The organism is Paenibacillus thermoaerophilus (genome assembly GCF_005938195.1).
Taxonomy (GTDB): Bacteria; Bacillota; Bacilli; order Paenibacillales; family Reconciliibacillaceae; genus Paenibacillus_W; species Paenibacillus_W thermoaerophilus.
Genome location: NZ_VCQZ01000007.1, coordinates 1 through 17212, shown reverse-complemented (window position 1 = coordinate 17212; position 17212 = coordinate 1). Strand labels below are relative to the sequence as shown.

The 17212-nt window shown below is 58.7% G+C and carries 11 protein-coding genes; 7 read left to right on the top strand and 4 right to left on the bottom strand.

Going from position 1 to position 17212, the window contains the following annotated elements; all coding sequences use genetic code 11:
- Positions 1-121: 121 nt before the first annotated feature.
- The 4 genes from FE781_RS06680 (at position 122) to FE781_RS06665 (ending at position 6233) form a co-directional block, all read left to right on the top strand.
- Complete coding sequence (locus FE781_RS06680) at positions 122-1093, top strand: ABC transporter permease (RefSeq protein ID WP_138788846.1); 972 nt, start codon at positions 122-124, stop codon at positions 1091-1093.
- 16 nt (positions 1094-1109) lie between these two features.
- Positions 1110-1994 (top strand): carbohydrate ABC transporter permease, encoded by an 885-nt coding sequence (locus FE781_RS06675; protein WP_138788845.1) that lies wholly within the window; start codon positions 1110-1112, stop codon positions 1992-1994.
- Positions 1995-2079: 85 nt separating this feature from the next.
- The gene (locus FE781_RS06670; RefSeq protein WP_138788844.1) at positions 2080-3678 is read left to right on the top strand and encodes an extracellular solute-binding protein; all 1599 of its coding nucleotides are present in this window, start codon (positions 2080-2082) and stop codon (positions 3676-3678) included.
- 242 nt (positions 3679-3920) lie between these two features.
- Positions 3921-6233, top strand: a complete 2313-nt coding sequence (locus FE781_RS06665; RefSeq protein WP_138788843.1) for a helix-turn-helix domain-containing protein — start codon at positions 3921-3923, stop codon at positions 6231-6233.
- 233 nt (positions 6234-6466) lie between these two features.
- Here the strand turns inward: FE781_RS06665 and FE781_RS18120 are convergent, their stop codons facing one another.
- The gene (locus FE781_RS18120; RefSeq protein ID WP_170209442.1) at positions 6467-7372 is read right to left on the bottom strand and encodes a transposase; all 906 of its coding nucleotides are present in this window, start codon (positions 7370-7372) and stop codon (positions 6467-6469) included.
- 484 nt (positions 7373-7856) lie between these two features.
- Here FE781_RS18120 and FE781_RS06655 point away from each other — a divergent pair, with 484 nt between their 5' ends.
- Both FE781_RS06655 and FE781_RS06650 read left to right on the top strand, forming a co-directional pair.
- Positions 7857-10472: an exo-rhamnogalacturonan lyase family protein gene (locus tag FE781_RS06655; RefSeq protein WP_138788841.1), complete on the top strand. Its 2616-nt coding sequence runs from the start codon at positions 7857-7859 to the stop codon at positions 10470-10472.
- A gap of 71 nt (positions 10473-10543) precedes the next feature.
- Positions 10544-11224: a DUF1961 family protein gene (locus FE781_RS06650; protein ID WP_138788840.1), complete on the top strand. Its 681-nt coding sequence runs from the start codon at positions 10544-10546 to the stop codon at positions 11222-11224.
- Positions 11225-11281: 57 nt separating this feature from the next.
- On the opposite strand, the gene FE781_RS06645 is transcribed toward FE781_RS06650, so the two are convergent.
- Positions 11282-12967, bottom strand: a complete 1686-nt coding sequence (locus FE781_RS06645; RefSeq protein WP_138788839.1) for an alpha/beta hydrolase family protein — start codon at positions 12965-12967, stop codon at positions 11282-11284.
- Between the two features lie 149 nt (positions 12968-13116).
- Here FE781_RS06645 and FE781_RS06640 point away from each other — a divergent pair, with 149 nt between their 5' ends.
- Positions 13117-13674, top strand: a complete 558-nt coding sequence (locus FE781_RS06640) for a nitroreductase family protein (protein WP_138788838.1) — start codon at positions 13117-13119, stop codon at positions 13672-13674.
- Positions 13675-13698: 24 nt separating this feature from the next.
- Here FE781_RS06640 and FE781_RS06635 read toward each other — a convergent pair whose 3' ends face one another.
- Complete coding sequence (locus FE781_RS06635) at positions 13699-14967, bottom strand: methyl-accepting chemotaxis protein (RefSeq protein WP_138788837.1); 1269 nt, start codon at positions 14965-14967, stop codon at positions 13699-13701.
- 120 nt (positions 14968-15087) lie between these two features.
- Positions 15088-16572, bottom strand: a complete 1485-nt coding sequence (locus FE781_RS06630) for a GGDEF domain-containing protein (protein ID WP_170209441.1) — start codon at positions 16570-16572, stop codon at positions 15088-15090.
- Between the last annotated feature and the right edge of the window lie 640 nt (positions 16573-17212).

Sequence of the window (17212 nt, the reverse complement as noted above, 5' to 3'; positions counted from 1 at the left end):
GTCAAAATTGTGTATCCCGCCGGAAAAGTCCGAATCAAGAATGTGCAATTGCCGGAAAAGCCTCGGACGGACAACAATGAAATCACACCGCTCGTGGTGATGACGACTGGAGGGGAATGGGATGGAGGAACTGGCTTCCCGGAGCGGAACGGCAGGGACGGCGGCGGGAACGCGCACCGGCGTATACCGGAACAACGCGCTCGGCAGGCTCAAACGCGACAAATGGCTGTATGTGCTGCTGTTGCCTGGCGTTCTCTATTTCATCATTTTCAAATACGTGCCCATGTGGGGCATCCTGATCGCGTTTCAGAACTACCAGCCGTTTGCCGGCTTCTGGCGAAGCGAGTGGGTCGGATTCGAGCATTTTCAATTGTTTTTTCAGAATCCGGACTTTTTCAAGTTGCTCCGCAATACGCTGATTCTTTCCTTGTACAATTTATTGTTCTATTTCCCGGTGCCGATCGTTCTGGCGTTGCTGCTGAACGAAGTGCGGCTGGCGATCTTCAAGCGTACGGTCCAGACGCTGATCTACGTGCCCCACTTCATCTCGATGGTGATCGTCGCCAGTCTGACGTACGTGCTGCTGACGACGGAGGGCGGGCTGGTCAACGAGCTGATCGTCAAATACGGCGGGGAAAAAATCGACTTCCTCGCCAGCCCCGACTGGTTCCGGCCGCTCATTATCCTGCAGTTGATCTGGAAGGAATCCGGCTTCGGCACGATTCTGTTTCTGGCGGCTCTTGCGGGCGTCGATGCGGAGCAATACGAAGCGGCGATTATGGACGGAGCGAGCCGGTGGCGCCAACTGTGGCACATTACGCTGCCCGGCATTCGCAGCACGATCGTCATTCTGCTGATTTTGCGCATGGGCGACATTTTGGAGAACGGCTTCGAGCAAATTTATCTGATGACCAACGCACTGAACCGCGAAGTCGCCGACGTATTCGACACGTACGTGTATTTCATGGGCATTACGCAGGGCGCGTTCAGCTACAGCACCGCCGTCGGCCTGTTCAAGGCGGTTGTCGGCGTCGTGCTGATCGTGGCGAGCAACTGGCTGGCCAAAAAATTCGGCCAATCGGGCTTGTATTGAAAGGGGGCGGCCGACTTTGGGCAAACGTTACCGCACGGTGTCGGGCACGATCTTCGACATCTCCAACTATTTGCTGCTCAGCCTGTTTGCGCTCTGCGCGATTCTCCCGTTCATCTATATCGTCTCGGGTTCGTTCGCGACCGACGTGGAGTTGACGCAGCGATCGTTCTTCCTGATTCCCAAGACGTTTTCGATGGCCGCTTACGAATTCATTTTTTCGACGGACCGGCTGATCCGCAGCATCGGCGTGTCGGTGTATGTGACGGTGGTCGGCACGCTGGTGAACCTGTTCTTTACGTTTACGATGGCGTATCCGCTGGCCAAACGAGGCTTGCTCGGACGCAACACGATGCTGAATCTGATTCTGTTCACGATGCTGTTCTCCGGCGGGATGGTGCCGACGTACATCGTCGTCAAGTCGCTGGGGCTGCTCGACACGTATTGGAGCCTGATGCTTCCCGGCGCGATTAACGCGTTTAACCTGATTATCATCAAAAACTTCTTCCAGGAGCTTCCGGCCGAACTGGAGGAAGCGGCCAAAATCGACGGCTGCAACGAGATCGGCTTGCTGTGGCGGATCGTGCTGCCTCTCTCCAAGCCCGTGCTGGCCACGTTCGCCCTGTTCTACGCCGTCGGGCATTGGAACAATTTCTTTAATGCGCTGCTGTATATCAACGATCCGGACAAATGGCCGCTCCAGGTAATGCTTCGCCAGATCGTCATGCTGTCACAGGCGGCGGCGGGCGATATCAACGCGATGGACCCCAACTTCGTCCAGCCTCCGGATCAGTCGATCAAGATGGCGGTCATCGTCGTCGGCACGATTCCGATCCTGCTCGTCTATCCGTTCCTGCAGAAGCATTTCGCCAAAGGCGTGCTGATCGGTTCGATCAAGGGCTGATTCGCGATTCCCGATTTGATGCCAAGTACGGATATCGCTTATCCGTCTTGCCATATTACAATGAAAATAAGGGAGGCCAAGCACCATGCAAACAAACAGAAGCACGAAGCGGGTATGGTCCGCGCTGACTCTGACCGCTTTCGCGGCTGCGTCCGTCGTCGGCTGCTCGCAGGGCAGCGATTCGGGCTCGAGCCCGTCCGCGGCGCCGTCGGCGACGGCGGAAGCGACGTCCGCCCCAAGCGCGAAACCGGAGGCGCCGCTCGATCTGACCCTGATGCTGCCGATCTTCAAGACGAATTTCCCGAAGGACGACAGCCCCGTCGCCCTTGAGATCGAGAAGCGCACGAACACGAACATTCATTTTGAGTGGGTTCCGAACTCCTCGTATCCGGATAAAGTGAACATTACCCTGGCGTCCGGCAAGCTGCCGCATATCATGTACATTCCCGACCGGAAAGCGCCGAGCTTCGTCAGCGCCGCCCGCCAAGGGGCCTTCTGGGAGCTGACGCCTTACCTGAAGGATTATCCGAACCTGAGCAAAGCGAATCCGATCATCCTGAACAACACCTCGATCGACGGCAAGCTGTACGGCATTTACAGGGGCCGCCCTCTGGGCCGCAACGGAATCGTCTACCGCAAGGATTGGCTGGAAGCGGTCGGCCTGCAGCCGCCGAAGACGATCGACGACTTCTACAATATGTTGAAGGCGTTTGCAACAAAGGACCCGGACAAAAACGGCAAAAACGACACGTACGGCATGGTTCTCGTCAAGTGGACCGGACAATGGGCGAGCGGCTTCGACATTATCTCCAAGTGGTTCGGCGCGCCGAACGGATGGGGAACGGGGGCCGACGGCAAGCTGGTGCCGGCTCACGAGACGCCGGAATACTTCGAGGCGCTTAAGTTCATGAAGAAGCTGTACGACGAGAAGCTGATCAACTCCGACTTCGCCGTTATGGACTCGGCCAAGTGGAACGATCCGGTGGTGAACGGCCAAGCGGGCGTTATCGTCGACGTCATCGACGCGGCCGCCCGGATCGACGACCGCATCAAGGCGGCGAAAAAAGCGGCCGGCGAGACGGTTGCCGACGACCAGCACTTCATGGACGTGCTCGGATCGGTTGCAGGGCCGAAAGGCAACTTTACGCAGCCGACGTCCGGCTTCGCGGGTATGCTGGCCATCTCGAAATCCGCGGTCAAGACGGAAGCCGAACTGAAGCGCGTGCTGAAATTCCTCGACCAACTGAACGAGGAGGATCTCTCCACACTCGCCGGTTACGGCCTGGAAGGCAAACACTATAAACTAGTGGACGGCTTCGTAGAGCGCAGCACCGATGCGGCGCTGCTCGAATCCGAGGTCGAAGGGCTGAACCAGATGCTGCCTTTTATCCCGGAAGACCGGACGAAAAAAGTCAAGCAAACGCCGCTTCGCATAAAACAGGATGCGACGATCAAAGCCAACGAAAGCATCGTCGTGCCCAACCCGGCGGAACCGCTCATCTCCGAAGTGTATTCGCAAAAGGGCAACCAGTTGGACAACATCATCAACGACGCCCGCATCAAGTATATCGTCGGCCAGACGAACGATGCCGGCTGGCAGTCGGCGCTGCAGCTCTGGAGAAAAAGCGGCGGCGACGATCTGGTGAAGGAGATCAACGAATTGTACGACAAGACGAAAACATAAGCCCGCCGCAGCGCCGGCGACCGAGACCCGCGGAATCCGCCGATTCCGCGGGTTTTTCGCGCGGCAAGCAACAAAGTACAAGGTCCGTAAAAATATCCAACGTGGCAAATCCGGCGATCCCCCTTGCCTGCGGCGCGCATTCGAAGTATTGTGAGAACATAAGGGAGGAACGGCTCATTTCTCCGTCTAACCGTCGTCCGCAGCTTTGAACGCGTTTTCATAAAACAAGGGGTGGTGAATGTATGTTCGGGTGGGGGATTCGTCGCCTGAGCGCACGCCAGAGCAGACATTACCGCAATATCCTGATTTTGCTGCTGATCATCGCCGCCGTGCCGGGCTTGATCTTGGGCGCCGTGCTGCATGAGGTGGCCGGGGGGCTGGTCGAGCGGGAGCTGCACGCGAGGCATGTGAAGCAAATCGCGCAACGGGCCCATAATCTCGACGAGACGCTTTCCAATATCGAACTGACGCTCACCCACTGGGCGTTCGATCCGAAATTCGATTATTCGCTGTCCGGCCATTCGTTCGTGACGGGATTCGAACGGGCGAGGGATATTACGAAGACGCTGATCGTGATGGCGGGTTCGAGTCCGCTTGCCAAGAAGGTCGAGCTGTATTTGCCCGAGGATGGTCCTTTGTTGTTCTCGCCGGAATACTGGCGGGTAGACCGCCGGGAAGAGAAGGACGCGTACGATTACATTATGAAAGCCGGAACGCTCACTTATTGGGGCGAGTACGCTTATGACACGAGCCGTCCATATAACAAGGATCTGACGCTTGTCCACCACATTCCCGGCGGCAGCCCGGACCCGTTCGGCGCGCTGATCGTTCGGCTGGACAATCAAAAGCTCAGCGGGCTGCTCCAGACGATGGCGCCTTACGGTGACGGAGAAAGCTTTCTGATGTCCAAGTCGGGCGATATTATGGCAACCGCTTACGGACACGATCCCGCATCGCCGTTCATACGAACGCTGCGGGACCGAATTCGTACGGAGGGGGCTTTGGATGGGGACTTTTTCCTGACGCTCGACAAAACCAAGTACACGGTATCGTACGGCACCTTGTCCCGGATCAACGACGAGTGGATCTATGTCTCCGCTTCGCCGATCTCGAGCATTACGGCGCCGGTCGTCACCGTTTCGCGTTGGATTTTGGCGCTTAGCGGGGCGGTGCTGCTGGTGGCGGGGCTGCTCGCCTGGCTCGCTTCGCGCAGGCTGTATTCGCCGATCGAACGGCTGGTGCGGGTGCTGCTCGGCGGCAAGGCGGTCGCATCTGAGGACGAGTTCAAGCTGATTGAGCGCCGATGGCTGGACCTGAACCGGGAGAGCCGGGAACTTCAGACCAAGCTGGACCGGCAACTGCCGAACGTCAAGGAAGGCTTCCTGCACCAACTGCTGCAAGGCTACTTGTCCTCCTACTCGGAGGCTGATTTGCTCGATCGGATGAGGCATTACCGTTGGGAGGTGGACGACCGCCAATTCGTCGTTCTGTTTATGCGGCTGACCGGCTTCAGCGGATTGGAAGGCCGGTTCTCCTCCGGGGACGAAGGCCTCGTGACGTTCGCGGGCGTCAACATGATCGAAGAGCTGGCGCATCAACGGTTCGAACAGGCGGATGTCATGAACTTCCACGATCTGACGGCGGGCATCCTGCTGATCCTGCCGAACGACCGGCCGGTGCTGGAGATGGTTGTTCCGTTCTGCGACGAAGCGACGCAAGCGGTCAACCAGCTCCTGCGCATGCGGCTGACCATTGCGATCGGCCGCCCGACCCGTTTGGTATCCGATCTGCCGATGCGGTTCGAAGAGGCCCGCCAGGCGGTCAGCTTCCGCGTATTCGAGAGCCGGAACCAGGTGCTTGATCTCGAATCGGCGAGGCTTACGGAAGAAGCCTCGGAGCCGCGGTATCCGTTCACGCTGGAGCGCGAGATCATCCAGGCGATGCGGACCGGGCGGACGGATGAGGCGGACCGGCTGCTGGCCTTGTTCCTCGATACGTTGTCGGAGGGCGGGGCCAAGGAGATCGATGTCCAGCAAGGGATGCTTCATCTGCTCGGCAGCCTTCAGCACGCCATTATGCTCTCGGGCATCAACCCGAGCAAGCTGTTCAAGGGAGTCAACCTGTACGAGCGATTGTCGTCCATCCGTGAGCCGGGCCGAATGCTGAGCCTGTTCCGGGAGCGGGTGCTGAAGCCGTACCAAGCGGAGCTGGAGTCGCGGTCGGACGGCCATGTGAAAAAAATGATCGAACAGGCGATGATTTACCTGCAAGAAAACTATAGCCACGATATTTCGCTGGACAACTGCGCCGAACATATCGGCACAAATCCGTTTTTCCTGAGCAAGGCGTTTAAGCAGGTGACCGGGAAAAACTTTATCGACTATTTGACGGAACTGCGCATGGAGCGGGCGAAGGAGCTGCTGCGCGAATCGGACCTGAAGATCAATGACGTGGCGGTTCGCGTCGGGTACCAGCACAGCTACTTCAACCGCATTTTCAAAAAACAGGAGGGCGTTACGCCCACGCAGTACCGCGAGCTGAATCGCGCGACGTAAGCTGCAGACGCAGTCGCTTTGGGGCCCGAATTCCGAGAAACGGATGTTCGGGCTTTTCGATTGGGGCGGGGGTTCTCCGTTTTTTTTCCTCTAGACATTATCCCGATGGCTCAGCAAGCGGGTGCGCCGGTTGCGGGGTGGTTGCAGGGTGGTTGCAGGGTGGTTGCGAGGTACTCCCCGGCCCGATAGCCGCTACACTCGACGTCACTTCAAAGAGAGGAACGATCTGTTCATCAGGCCGCTCGAACCGGATTATGCAAAGGGAACGGCGCATGTTGGACCAGCGCCCGATAAGTGACGGCCGACGAGGATGCGCATAATCTCTCGATATGCGGATACAAGAGCTCATTTTGCAGCAGGGCATTGTAACGGAACGTGAACTCGTCCAAGTATTTTTGCAAATGTTTCGCGCCGAGGCCGTGATAGAGACGGTTTAACCAGGACGTAGCCGTTTTTACGATTTTGAACAAAAAGCGCGCGTCCGACATTCCTCGGGTAGAGCGGGAACAGTGAAAATCGCTCACCGAGGAGCAAACGTGCATTTGACGGAATCGGACAATGGTCGCCCAATCCGCTTTCAACCCGCTAAAACGGCGATCTGTCGCGATCATTTTAATGCGAAGAGGCACGGTCGGCTCCCGCATCGAGGCGCCGATCATAAGCGGGTGTTCTTGGGGATGAAGGTCGAAATACGGATTATAGACGTTGCCGTATGCGCCTGCAGAAGCCCGCACAATTCCCGACAAAAGAACGGTCCGGTCGGCTTCGCTCATGGCGTGCCGGATTTTGGCCAGCATGAGCCACGCGGTTTTATAAGTAACTCCGATCAATCGATGCAGCGCGAGGGCGGAGATTCCGTTATCGGGGCGGGACATCAGAAAAACGGCTTGGAACCATTTTGTCAAAGGCGTTCGGCTGCGGCTGAAAACCGTGCCGGCGATCAACGAGGTTTGGTGGCGGCAATTCCGGCATTGGAACAGGGGAAGGCGGCGCGTCTCGATTCGGCAGCAGCGGCGGCAGGAACATCGCGGGCACGCGTATCCCCGCGGCCATTTGGCGGCAAACAGGGCAAAGGCGCAAGCTTCTTCAGACTGTATCGCTTCCGGAATATGCTGGACGTGCGCGGCCGGAACGAACATGCTTTTCACCACCAAAGGGAACGTTTGTTCTTATTATATCAAACACATGTTCTGGTTTCAAGATTAAAATCGGGTGTGAAATCCAAAAAAAATCCGGTCCATTTCTCAGTTCATGCTGCTGCCGGATCGTTAAGTTAAGCTCCCGGGTGTTAAATTAAAGGCGGTGAAGCCGGTGGTTGTCAAATACGTTGGTCATAAACGGTGATCGTAAACGGATGATCGCACAGTCGCAAACTGGCGGCGGCCGTTCATTTGTCCACCGCTGAGCCGAGGGGATAACGGCTAGAGGGAAAAAATGCCGAACACCGTTACCCATCGGGAACCCTCCCCCAAAAAAGTCTCAATTGCGCCAATAAAGTTCAATAGACGCCGCTCAGCGGCTGCAGGAGCGGGCGGAGGGCGTCAAAAATGTCCGATTGCCGGCAATCTCTGCCCTTTCTACAATGAAGGGCGTAAGGAGCGACAGGACGGAGGAGAACAAACGATGAGCACAAGGCCTTTATCCGTATCCCTGAAATGGCTGGACGGAGCACCGGGCCGAGAGGCGGGCGTGGCATGGGGCGTTCCTTGGAAGGAAGGGCAACTGACAAGAGAACGCGGCTTGCGGCTGCGGGACCGGGAAAGGCGGCTTCTGCCCGTGCAAAGCTGGCCGGCGGCTTACTGGCCGGACGGAAGCGTCAAGTGGTCGGCCCATGCGGCCGTACTGCCCGCGGCGTCCGACGGATGGACATTGGAAGCCGCCGATGTCCCGGCGCCGGAACACCCGCTGTCCGTTGAGGAGTTCGACGATTGTGTCCGGGTTCATACCGGAGCGTTAACCTGCGAGATCGGCAAAAGCGGCGACGCCATCCTCAAGCGGATCGTGTCGCGGGAAGGGACCGAAACCTGTTCGGGGGCCCGATTGATCTGTCTGAAGGAAACCGAGTCTGCGGCCACCGGGAGGCGCGTGATCGTCGAGGAAACGTTCCGCGGCGCGATCCGCAGAGTCCGGATCGAACGGTCCGGGCCCGTGCAGGCGGTTGTCCGCATCGACGGCAGGCATCGACTGGACAACGGTCAATCGGAATGGCTGCCGTTCACGTTGCGCTTGAAATTTTACGCGGGGCTTGCGGACATTCAGGCGGCGTATACGTTTTATTACGACGGCAATCCGCATCAGGACATGATCCGTGGACTCGGTCTGCGGTTCGAGCTGCCGATGCGGGGGCCCCTTCACAACCGCCATGTGCGCTTCGCGGGTGACGACGGCTGGTTTGCCGAAGCGGCGAAGTCGCTGCATACGCGGCGTACGCAAGGACGATACCGCGAGCTGCACGAACGGCAGTTGCGGGGCGAGACCGTCCATTTCGACGCTTCGTCCGACGCGCGATTCCTCGGGCTGCTCGACGAATCCGCCGTCTGGTCGGACTTCAAGCTTGTGCAGGATTCCTCCCGGCACTACCGCATCTCGAAACGTACGAAGCCGGGCTGCTGCTGGCTGAAAGCGGCGGACGGAAGCCGGGCCGGGGGGCTCGCTTACGCCGGCGGCGAAGGCGGAGGACTGGCGGTCGGGCTGCGGAATTTCTGGCAGAAGTGTCCGTCGGGCTTCGAGATCCGTCGAACGGCGCAGCCGGAGGCGTCGTTAACTGTCTGGTTCTGGTCGCCGGACGGGCCGACGATGGATATGCGCCACTACGATACCGAGACGCATGTCGAATCCGCCTACGAAGGAGCGGAGGAGTTGCGGGCCACTCCATACGGGGTAGCCAACACCAGCGAGCTGCTGATCTTTTGCCTGACGAAGACGCCTTCCGAGGATCAACTGAACGCGCTGCTCGCCGCCGTGCATTCCCCGCCCCTGTTGGTGTGCGAGCCGGCTTATTATCATGCGGCGAGGGCGTTCGGCTTATGGAGCTTGCCTGACCGGAGCGCGCCGGCGAAGGCGGCGATCGAGGACAGGCTGGACGGGATTCTCGCGTTTTATCGGGAAGAAATCGAACGGCGTGATTGGTACGGGTTTTGGGATTACGGCGACTATATGCACAGCTACGATCCGGTGCGCCACGTGTGGAATTACGATCTGGGCGGCTGCGCCTGGCAGAATACGGAGCTGGTCCCGAATATGTGGCTGTGGGTCTCGTTCCTGCGCAGCGGCCGGGCGGACGTATTCCGCATGGCCGAGGCGATGACCCGGCATACGAGCGAGGTGGACGTGTATCACTTCGGCGAGTACGCGGGGCTGGGCTCCCGGCACAATGTCGTTCATTGGGGCTGCGGCTGCAAGGAAGCGCGAATCGCGATGGCCGGGCTTCACCGGTACTATTACTATCTGACGACGGACGAACGGACCGGCGACATTCTCGACGAGGTGAAGGACGCCGACTATTCGACGGTAACGCTCGATCCCATGCGGGCGTACCATCCGAAGGACGAGCATCCGACGCATATTCGCATCGGACCTGACTGGGCGGCGTTCAGCTCCAATTGGATGACGCGCTGGGAAAGGTTCGAGGATACGGCTTACCGGGACAAGATTGCCGTCGGCCTCGAATGCGTCAAGAAAACGCCATTCCGGCTGCTCTCCGGTCCGACTTACGGCTACGATCCGAAGACGGGCGTCCTGACGCCGATGGGCGTCGACAACTGGGGCCGCCATCTGGCCATCTGTATGGGAGGTCCCCAGGTGTGGTTCGAGCTGGCGGATATGCTGAAGGACCCGTCGTTCGAGGACATGCTGGCCGAATTCGGCTGGTTTTACCTGTTGCTGCCGGAGGAAAAGACGCGCTACACGGAAGGCCGGATCTCGCCGGACCGGTTCCACCATCCGGTTCTCGGAGCGGGCATCGCGGCGTACGGCGCCTGGAGGAGAAACGATCGTGAAGCCGCGGAACGCACTTGGGCGGTTCTGCTGGAGAATCCGTACGCCCGAACGGACCTGCGCCGGTCGGCCGTGGAGCGGCGCTACCTCTCGCCGCTTCCGGAGATCGGCTGGATCAATACGAACGAGGCGTCGCAATGGTCGCTGAACGCAATCCTGGCGCTCGAACTAATCCCGGATTCGCTGCCGGAAGCATACGGGCCCAAACACGGAGGAGGAGAAGGAGGAGAAGGCCATGCGTGATTCAAACCCCAAGACGGGCTGTATGCGGAGCGGTATCCCGCGTCCGGCGGCCGACGAGGAGGGACAACGCCATGAGCAAGTCCGGTCTTGAGCCGGTCTCCGTCCCGGACGGATGGAAGGCGATCTATCACAACCCGCTCGCCTCGGACGGGGATGTAGCACCGTTCTGGATGGAAGGCGGCGGCAAAGTCAGCTTCCCGTCCGGACGAATGCGGTTGGAGAGCGCGGACGGCACGAACTTCGTCTATTGGTGCCCGGACGAGTTCCCGGCCGATATCGCGGTGGAATGGAGCTTCCGTCCGCTGCGGGAGCCGGGGTTGTGCATCTTGTTCGCCGCCGCCCGGGGCCGGGGAGGAGAAGATTTGTTCCATCCCCGGCTGAAGCCGCGAACGGGAGATTATCCGGAGTACCACCACGGCGATATCAACGCGCTGCATGTGTCGTATTTCCGCCGGAGGTGGGAGGAGGAGAGGCGGTTCCATACGTGCAACCTGCGCAAGAGCCACGGCTTCCATCTCGTGGCGCAAGGGGCCGATCCGATCCCGGACGCGGAAGATGCGGACAAGATGTACCGGCTGCTGTTCGTCAAGCAAGGCGCTTCGGTTACGTTCGCCATCGACGGCTTGCGTATCTTCGAATGGGCGGATGACGGCAGGACGTACGGGCCGGTTCTGGGCGGCGGCAAAATCGGCTTCAGACAGATGGCGCCGATGGTGGCGGAGTACGCGGATTTGACCGTTTACGCTCCTTAGCTCTCAGCCAACGAAAACGGCCGGGATCTCCCGAACGGGGTCCCGGCCGTTTTCGATTCAGGAAGGATCGGATTCGATCCAGTCCGCGATGTCGCCGATCAGCTCGGAGGAGACGTTAAAAGCTCCGCCGTATTCGTTGCCGATCGATATACCGTCAAAATCGTAGAGCAAATGGTTCATGTTCGGATACAGCTTATACGTGACGTTGGTCCGGTCTTTCAGCGCTTTTTTCCAATCTTCGAATTGTCTTACCGGCACCTGCCAGTCGTTGCCTCCCTGCACGATCAACAACGGAGCGGACTGCCCGGCCGCCACGTTCATCGGCACGAAATCCCGCATCTCGAACCACCAGTATGCGGGCTGCAGCGGGAAGTCGGCCGGCAGATTGTCCTTGTCGTATTGCGGATTCTTGATCGTATCGACGATGTCTTTCGCCAACTCGACGTTTTGCTTGATCGAGTCGGTCGGAAGCCGGAGTTGCTCGAAACGGCGCAGCAGCTCTTCGTTTTGCTCCAGAAGCACATCCTGGAAGGAGGAACTCGGACCCGCCAGCAGCACCGCGCCGGCGATGCGCCCTTCTGTATCCAGCTCCAGCATGCGCGGCACCATGAAGCCGCCTTGGCTATGGCCGATGATATAGATTCGCTCCGGATCGACCCGATCGTCGCCGGCCAGCAACCGGACGGCGGCCAGGGCGTCATCGGCCGTCTCCTGCTGAATCGTGAAGTTGGGCAAGGTTCCCGACTTAAACGAATGCTCGTAAGTCACCTTGTCGTAACGGACGACCGCGATGCCGCGGGAAGCCAAGCCGACGGCCAGATCGCGGAACAATCGGGAGCCGCCGACGGTCATGTCGCGGTCGTTCGGCCCCGAGCCGTGAACGAGCACGACGGCCGGGAACGGACCTTCGCCAACCGGCATCGTCAGCGTGCCGGGCAGACGCATCGGGCCTTCGCCGATGACGATCTCTTCCTCCGTGAAGGAGCCCGGCTTCTCATATTCGGGACTCCGGTATTCGGGGCTGCCTTCCGCAATCCGGGCGATATACAGATCGTCGACAAAACCGGCCTCGTCAAACCTCACCGTCAATTCCAGCGACGCCATGAGTTCGGTTTTATACACGAACTTCACGTTCCGGTGGACGGCGTTCTCGGACAGCGTCGGTTGGGACACGCTTTTCACGCGCCCGAACGCCGTGAAATTGCCCGTCCAAACGGATTGCAGCAGTTCGGGCGTTACGGTCGAAGCCATCGCGGGGCTTAACGACGAGTGAGCCGAGGCGCTGTCTCCACGGTTCAGGGCGGTCACGAACGCATACGCCCGGGACACGTGGTCGTCCGGTGCGATCGTCAGCTTGCCGGACTCCCAGTCAACCCGGCTTCCAAACCACCCGTTGAGTGCGTCGAGCGCCACCATCGTGGTGTCGCCGTCCAGCTTCACCAAGGCGCTGAGATCGGCGGAAGCGCCGCCTACCTTCGCTTCGCCGAGGTTGAGGTAGCTGAATGAAACGGATGTGTCGGCCCGCGTCAGCGTTACGGTGCGGGTCTCGTCCTCCCAGCCTACGGTTGCGCCCAACGCTTCTGCGATGGCGCGGAGCGGAACCCACTTGACGGCAGTCGATTCGGCCGATGCGGGTGCCGCCGCTTGATGCGGCTCCGCGGCCAGGACGGACGGAACCGGCGCCGCGATCGCCATCGAGAGGGCGAGGGTGCTCGCGATGATCGGCTTGATGCGTTTTTTCATAGAAGACCTCCTGGGACGAAAGAATAGAGAACTGATTGTAATACGTTTAAAAATGGAAATGGGTTCATGCCGGGTGTGATTTTTTTGTTTTCACCGTGTATCATGAGGGAGAGAAGAAGAGATCAATAGAGAAGAGGAGAGAGGCAGTCATGGATATACATGAAGCGATCCGCGGGCGCCGATCGGTCGGCAGGGTCAAGGACGATCCCGTTCCGCCGGAATGGATCGAGAAGATTTTGGAGGCGGGCAATTGGGCTCCCTGTCACCATCTGACGGAGCCGTGGAGATTTTTCGTGATGACGGGAGCGGGCAGGGATGTGCTCGCGGACGCGTACGCCGATATCGCGGCCGAGCAGTCCGGCCAGGATGATCCCGAGTTTCGCCGGAAACATGCGGCCAAAGCTTACCGGGCGCCGGTCGTCATCGCCGTGGCGGTATCGCCGTCGGCCGATCCGCGCGTGACTCGGATCGAAGAGTTCGCCGCAGCGCACGCGGCCGTGCAGAACATGCTTCTGACGGCGCACGCTCTCGGCCTCGGGGCGATCTGGCGCTCCGGCGATCCGATGTATCATCCCCGCATGAAGCAGGCATTCGGCCTTCAGCCGCACGAGGAGCTGGTCGCTCTCGTCTACCTGGGCTTCCCCGTGACGGCACCTCCCGCGGGAGGACGCCGTCCGGTGGCCGACGCGACGGTGTGGCTGAGCTGAATTCGGCCGGGGGTTGATTCGGGGTTATACGCGGAATCGCCCGGTCATCTCGTTTAACCGTCCGGCATGCGATTTCAACGTCTCGAACGAAGCGGCGACCTCCTGCATCAGCGAGAACTGCTCCTGGATGGCCGAGGAGATCTCCGCGGTGCGGGAGGAGATTTTCCCCGCGATTCCGTCGATGCCGGCCGAGTGGTCGTGAATCTGAACGATGCCTTCCGACAAGCGCGCGACGACTCCGGCGATGTCATGAACCGCCTCCCTCATGTTGGCGGCGGACGAACGCAGCTCCGTCAGCGCCTCGTTCACCGAACGGCCCTGAGCCGACTCGCGCTGCATGATCTCCGCCTGCTCGCGATTGCCCCGCACGACGTCCTGGATGACCCGCTGCACCTCGGCGATCGCCTCGCTGATCTCCTTGGCCGCCTGCTCGCTCTGCTCGGCCAGCCTGCGCACTTCGCCCGCGACAACGGCGAAGCCGCGTCCTTCCTCCCCGGCGCGGGCGGCTTCGATCGCCGCGTTCAGCGCGAGCAGATTCGTCTGCGAGGAGATGCTGACGACAAGCTCGGTGATGATGCCGATGCTCTCGGCTTTCTCGGCGAGCAGCCGGACATGTTCCATCGATTGGTTGTACAGTTCTTCCATCTCGCGGATGCCCTGCAGCAGCTCGTAGACGCTCTTGATGCTCGTATCGACGGTTTCCGTCATTTCGTTGGACAGCCGTGACGTGCGTTCGGCCTGCGCGCCGACCTCGCGGGCTTCTTCCAGCATGGCCCGGATCTCCGTCAACGCGGAGGAGGTCGAGCGGGATTGCTCCGCGGCCCCTTCGGATATTTCCCCGATATGCTGCGTGATGTCCTCAAGCTGGCGTGCGGCTTGGGCGACGGCGGCATTCAGCACGTCGACGCGTTCTCCGGTCGTATGGGCGTGGCCCGCGATGCCGCCGATCATGCCTTGCAGACTGGAGATCATCTCTTTGAACGACAAAGCCAGCTTGTTCAGCTCATCCCGGGTGTCCGGAACGCGCACGGCTATTTTCAAATTGCCGGAGGCGGCTTCGTCGGATACGCGGGTCAAATCCAGAAGCGGACGGACGATCATGCGGGCGGCGAGCCAGCCCAGAAACGACGTCCAAAATATGCCGAGCAGCAGCGTGCAGATGATTACGGCCGACGGCGACATGCCCGGTATGCGGTCCTTCAGCCCGAAAATAAACAGGGCGCTGGTTCCGTAAGTCACGGAGGATACGATAATCAGGCCGAATACGATTTTATGAACGATGCTGTGTTTCATGCGTTCACCCCGGCTTGTCCATATTATTAAGATTTATTTTACAATAGATGGTTCGGGAGGACTATGACAAATATCACATTCGCCCGAATCCTGCCGAATGCGGGAGTTTCCCGAATTTCCTCACCGGCCGTTCCCCTCCTCATAAAGGCAATAGCGGTTTTTCCCTTGTTCCTTTGAGGCGTACAACGCCAGATCCGCCTTTTTGCATAACGTCTCGACGTCCGCGCCGTGCACGGGGGCGAGCGCGATTCCGATGCTGGTCGTCATTTTTTCGCCGTTCAAATACAAGTCCGCTTCGGTCAACGCTTTGATCGCATCGATGATGTCGGCGGCCGTTTTCATGGCCTCTTCGGCGGTGGCGGAGGGCATAATCAGAACGAACTCGTCGCCGCCGAGCCGGATCGGGATATCGTGTTTTCTGGCGCTTGAGCATATGCATTGGGCGGCGCCCCTCAACAGTTCGTCTCCCTTGTCGTGTCCGTAATAATCGTTCACCAGCTTGAAATTGTCCAGATCGATCATCAGCAGGGCGGTTGTGCCCCGATTCCCGGCGAGGACGTTCTGCAGCAGTTCGTTGAAAGCCGCCCGGTTTTTCAAGCCGGTCAAGCTGTCGTGGTAGGCGAGGTGCATCAATTTGCCCGCCCAGCGCGAGACGACGAGGGCGAGGGCGACCGTAATCAGCAGGACAATCCCCAACCGATAGATGAACGCATTCCGGTTTTGGCCGAGCACGGCTTGCAGCTCCCGGTCGGTGTAGACGATCTCGAGCACCTTGTATTTGGTCGTTCCCGTATCGAACTCCGAACTGTAGCGGGTGTAGTGGTAGGTGGCGGGTTCGTTCTCCCAATGGCCGCTCACCTCGGAAGGCTGCCCCGTGCGAAGCGTATGCTCGAAGGCCGCCCGCCTCTCCGGCGACAGATAGGAGCTGTCGGCCGGTTTTCCCAACGGGTATCCGCCCGTGTTCAAGATGTGGATCGCGTATATGGACGCGTACTTTTGAACCAGCTCGTCGGCTGTGCCCAGAAAATTAAACTGCTTGAAAATGTCCTCGTCTTCGAGGGAATAGCCGAGCTGGATCAAGTACTTTTTGTCGCGCGTCGCCATGTAGCTGTACTTTTTGATCCTTCCCGATTTCTGTTCGATGTCGATGCCGTCGTGATAGAAGCCGCCCGAACTTCTTCTCTCGTTCAGCACCTGGGACAGCTTGTTGCAGCATACGGAGAAGTCCAGGCCGATGTCGTCCGGATAGCTGCTGTGGGTGATCTTGTTGGCGGAGTCGATGATGTATACGTCCATCGAAAAGCGGTTTTTCAGCTCCTGAAAATCCCATTCGTCGAAGTTCGGATTGCGATCGTAAAGGTCCAGCAAGTAGAGGGAGTGCTTCTGCATGGTTAAGGCGATATGCTCCCCGAACAAATGGTAGGCCTTTTCGATGGTTTTCAGGGCATATTGGACCGTTTCTTCATTTTGCCGGATCAGATTCTGATGGTGGCTGACGACTTGTTCCTTCAGACGGAAATGGTCTGTCGTCGACAGCGTAAACGAGATCGCCAGCGCGAATAAAATCAAAATGATGGACAATTTGAGTCTGAAATAAGACCGCAAGCTGCGCACACCTCGCCGGGAGCGATAAAAGTCTGGGAAAGCCATTCGATAGGAGGCGACCCATCCATCCCATCTATTCCACAGAGAAGCGTGAAAAACCTTTATTTTTCGACACGGAATGACCCGCGTCTTCTATTTTCCTTCTCGTACCAGGCTGTCTGGGGACGAGTCTCCGGATATAAGTTTGGGGGTGGAGCGGCGCACCAGTCTCGTTCACCTCGGATGATTTTTTCTATATATGACCGATTCGGCAAACTCGCCAAAAATGTCCAGACTGTCTTAAAATTGTCCAGAAAACGCTTGCAGGAAAACAAGGTACAATACAGGTATCGGAAAGGGTCCGCGAATAAAAAGGAGGGGGAACGGTTTGTAAGCGGATTCATATCCCGACCACACCGGTTATCGATAAAGGAGCCATTCCTGTAATGAATGAATTCGAGGTTTGAATGAAAAAAGTACCTTCTGTATACTGGGGAACGTTCCGACCAAAGAACAAATCCCAGCGCAGGAGGTACTCTACAATGAAGTATAAACACGCCAGGAAACAGAATCAACGAATTCAACAAATTACCGAATCAACTCTTGTTGTCGGGGCCGACATTGCCAAGAAAACACATGTCGCCAGAGCCGTCGATTTCCG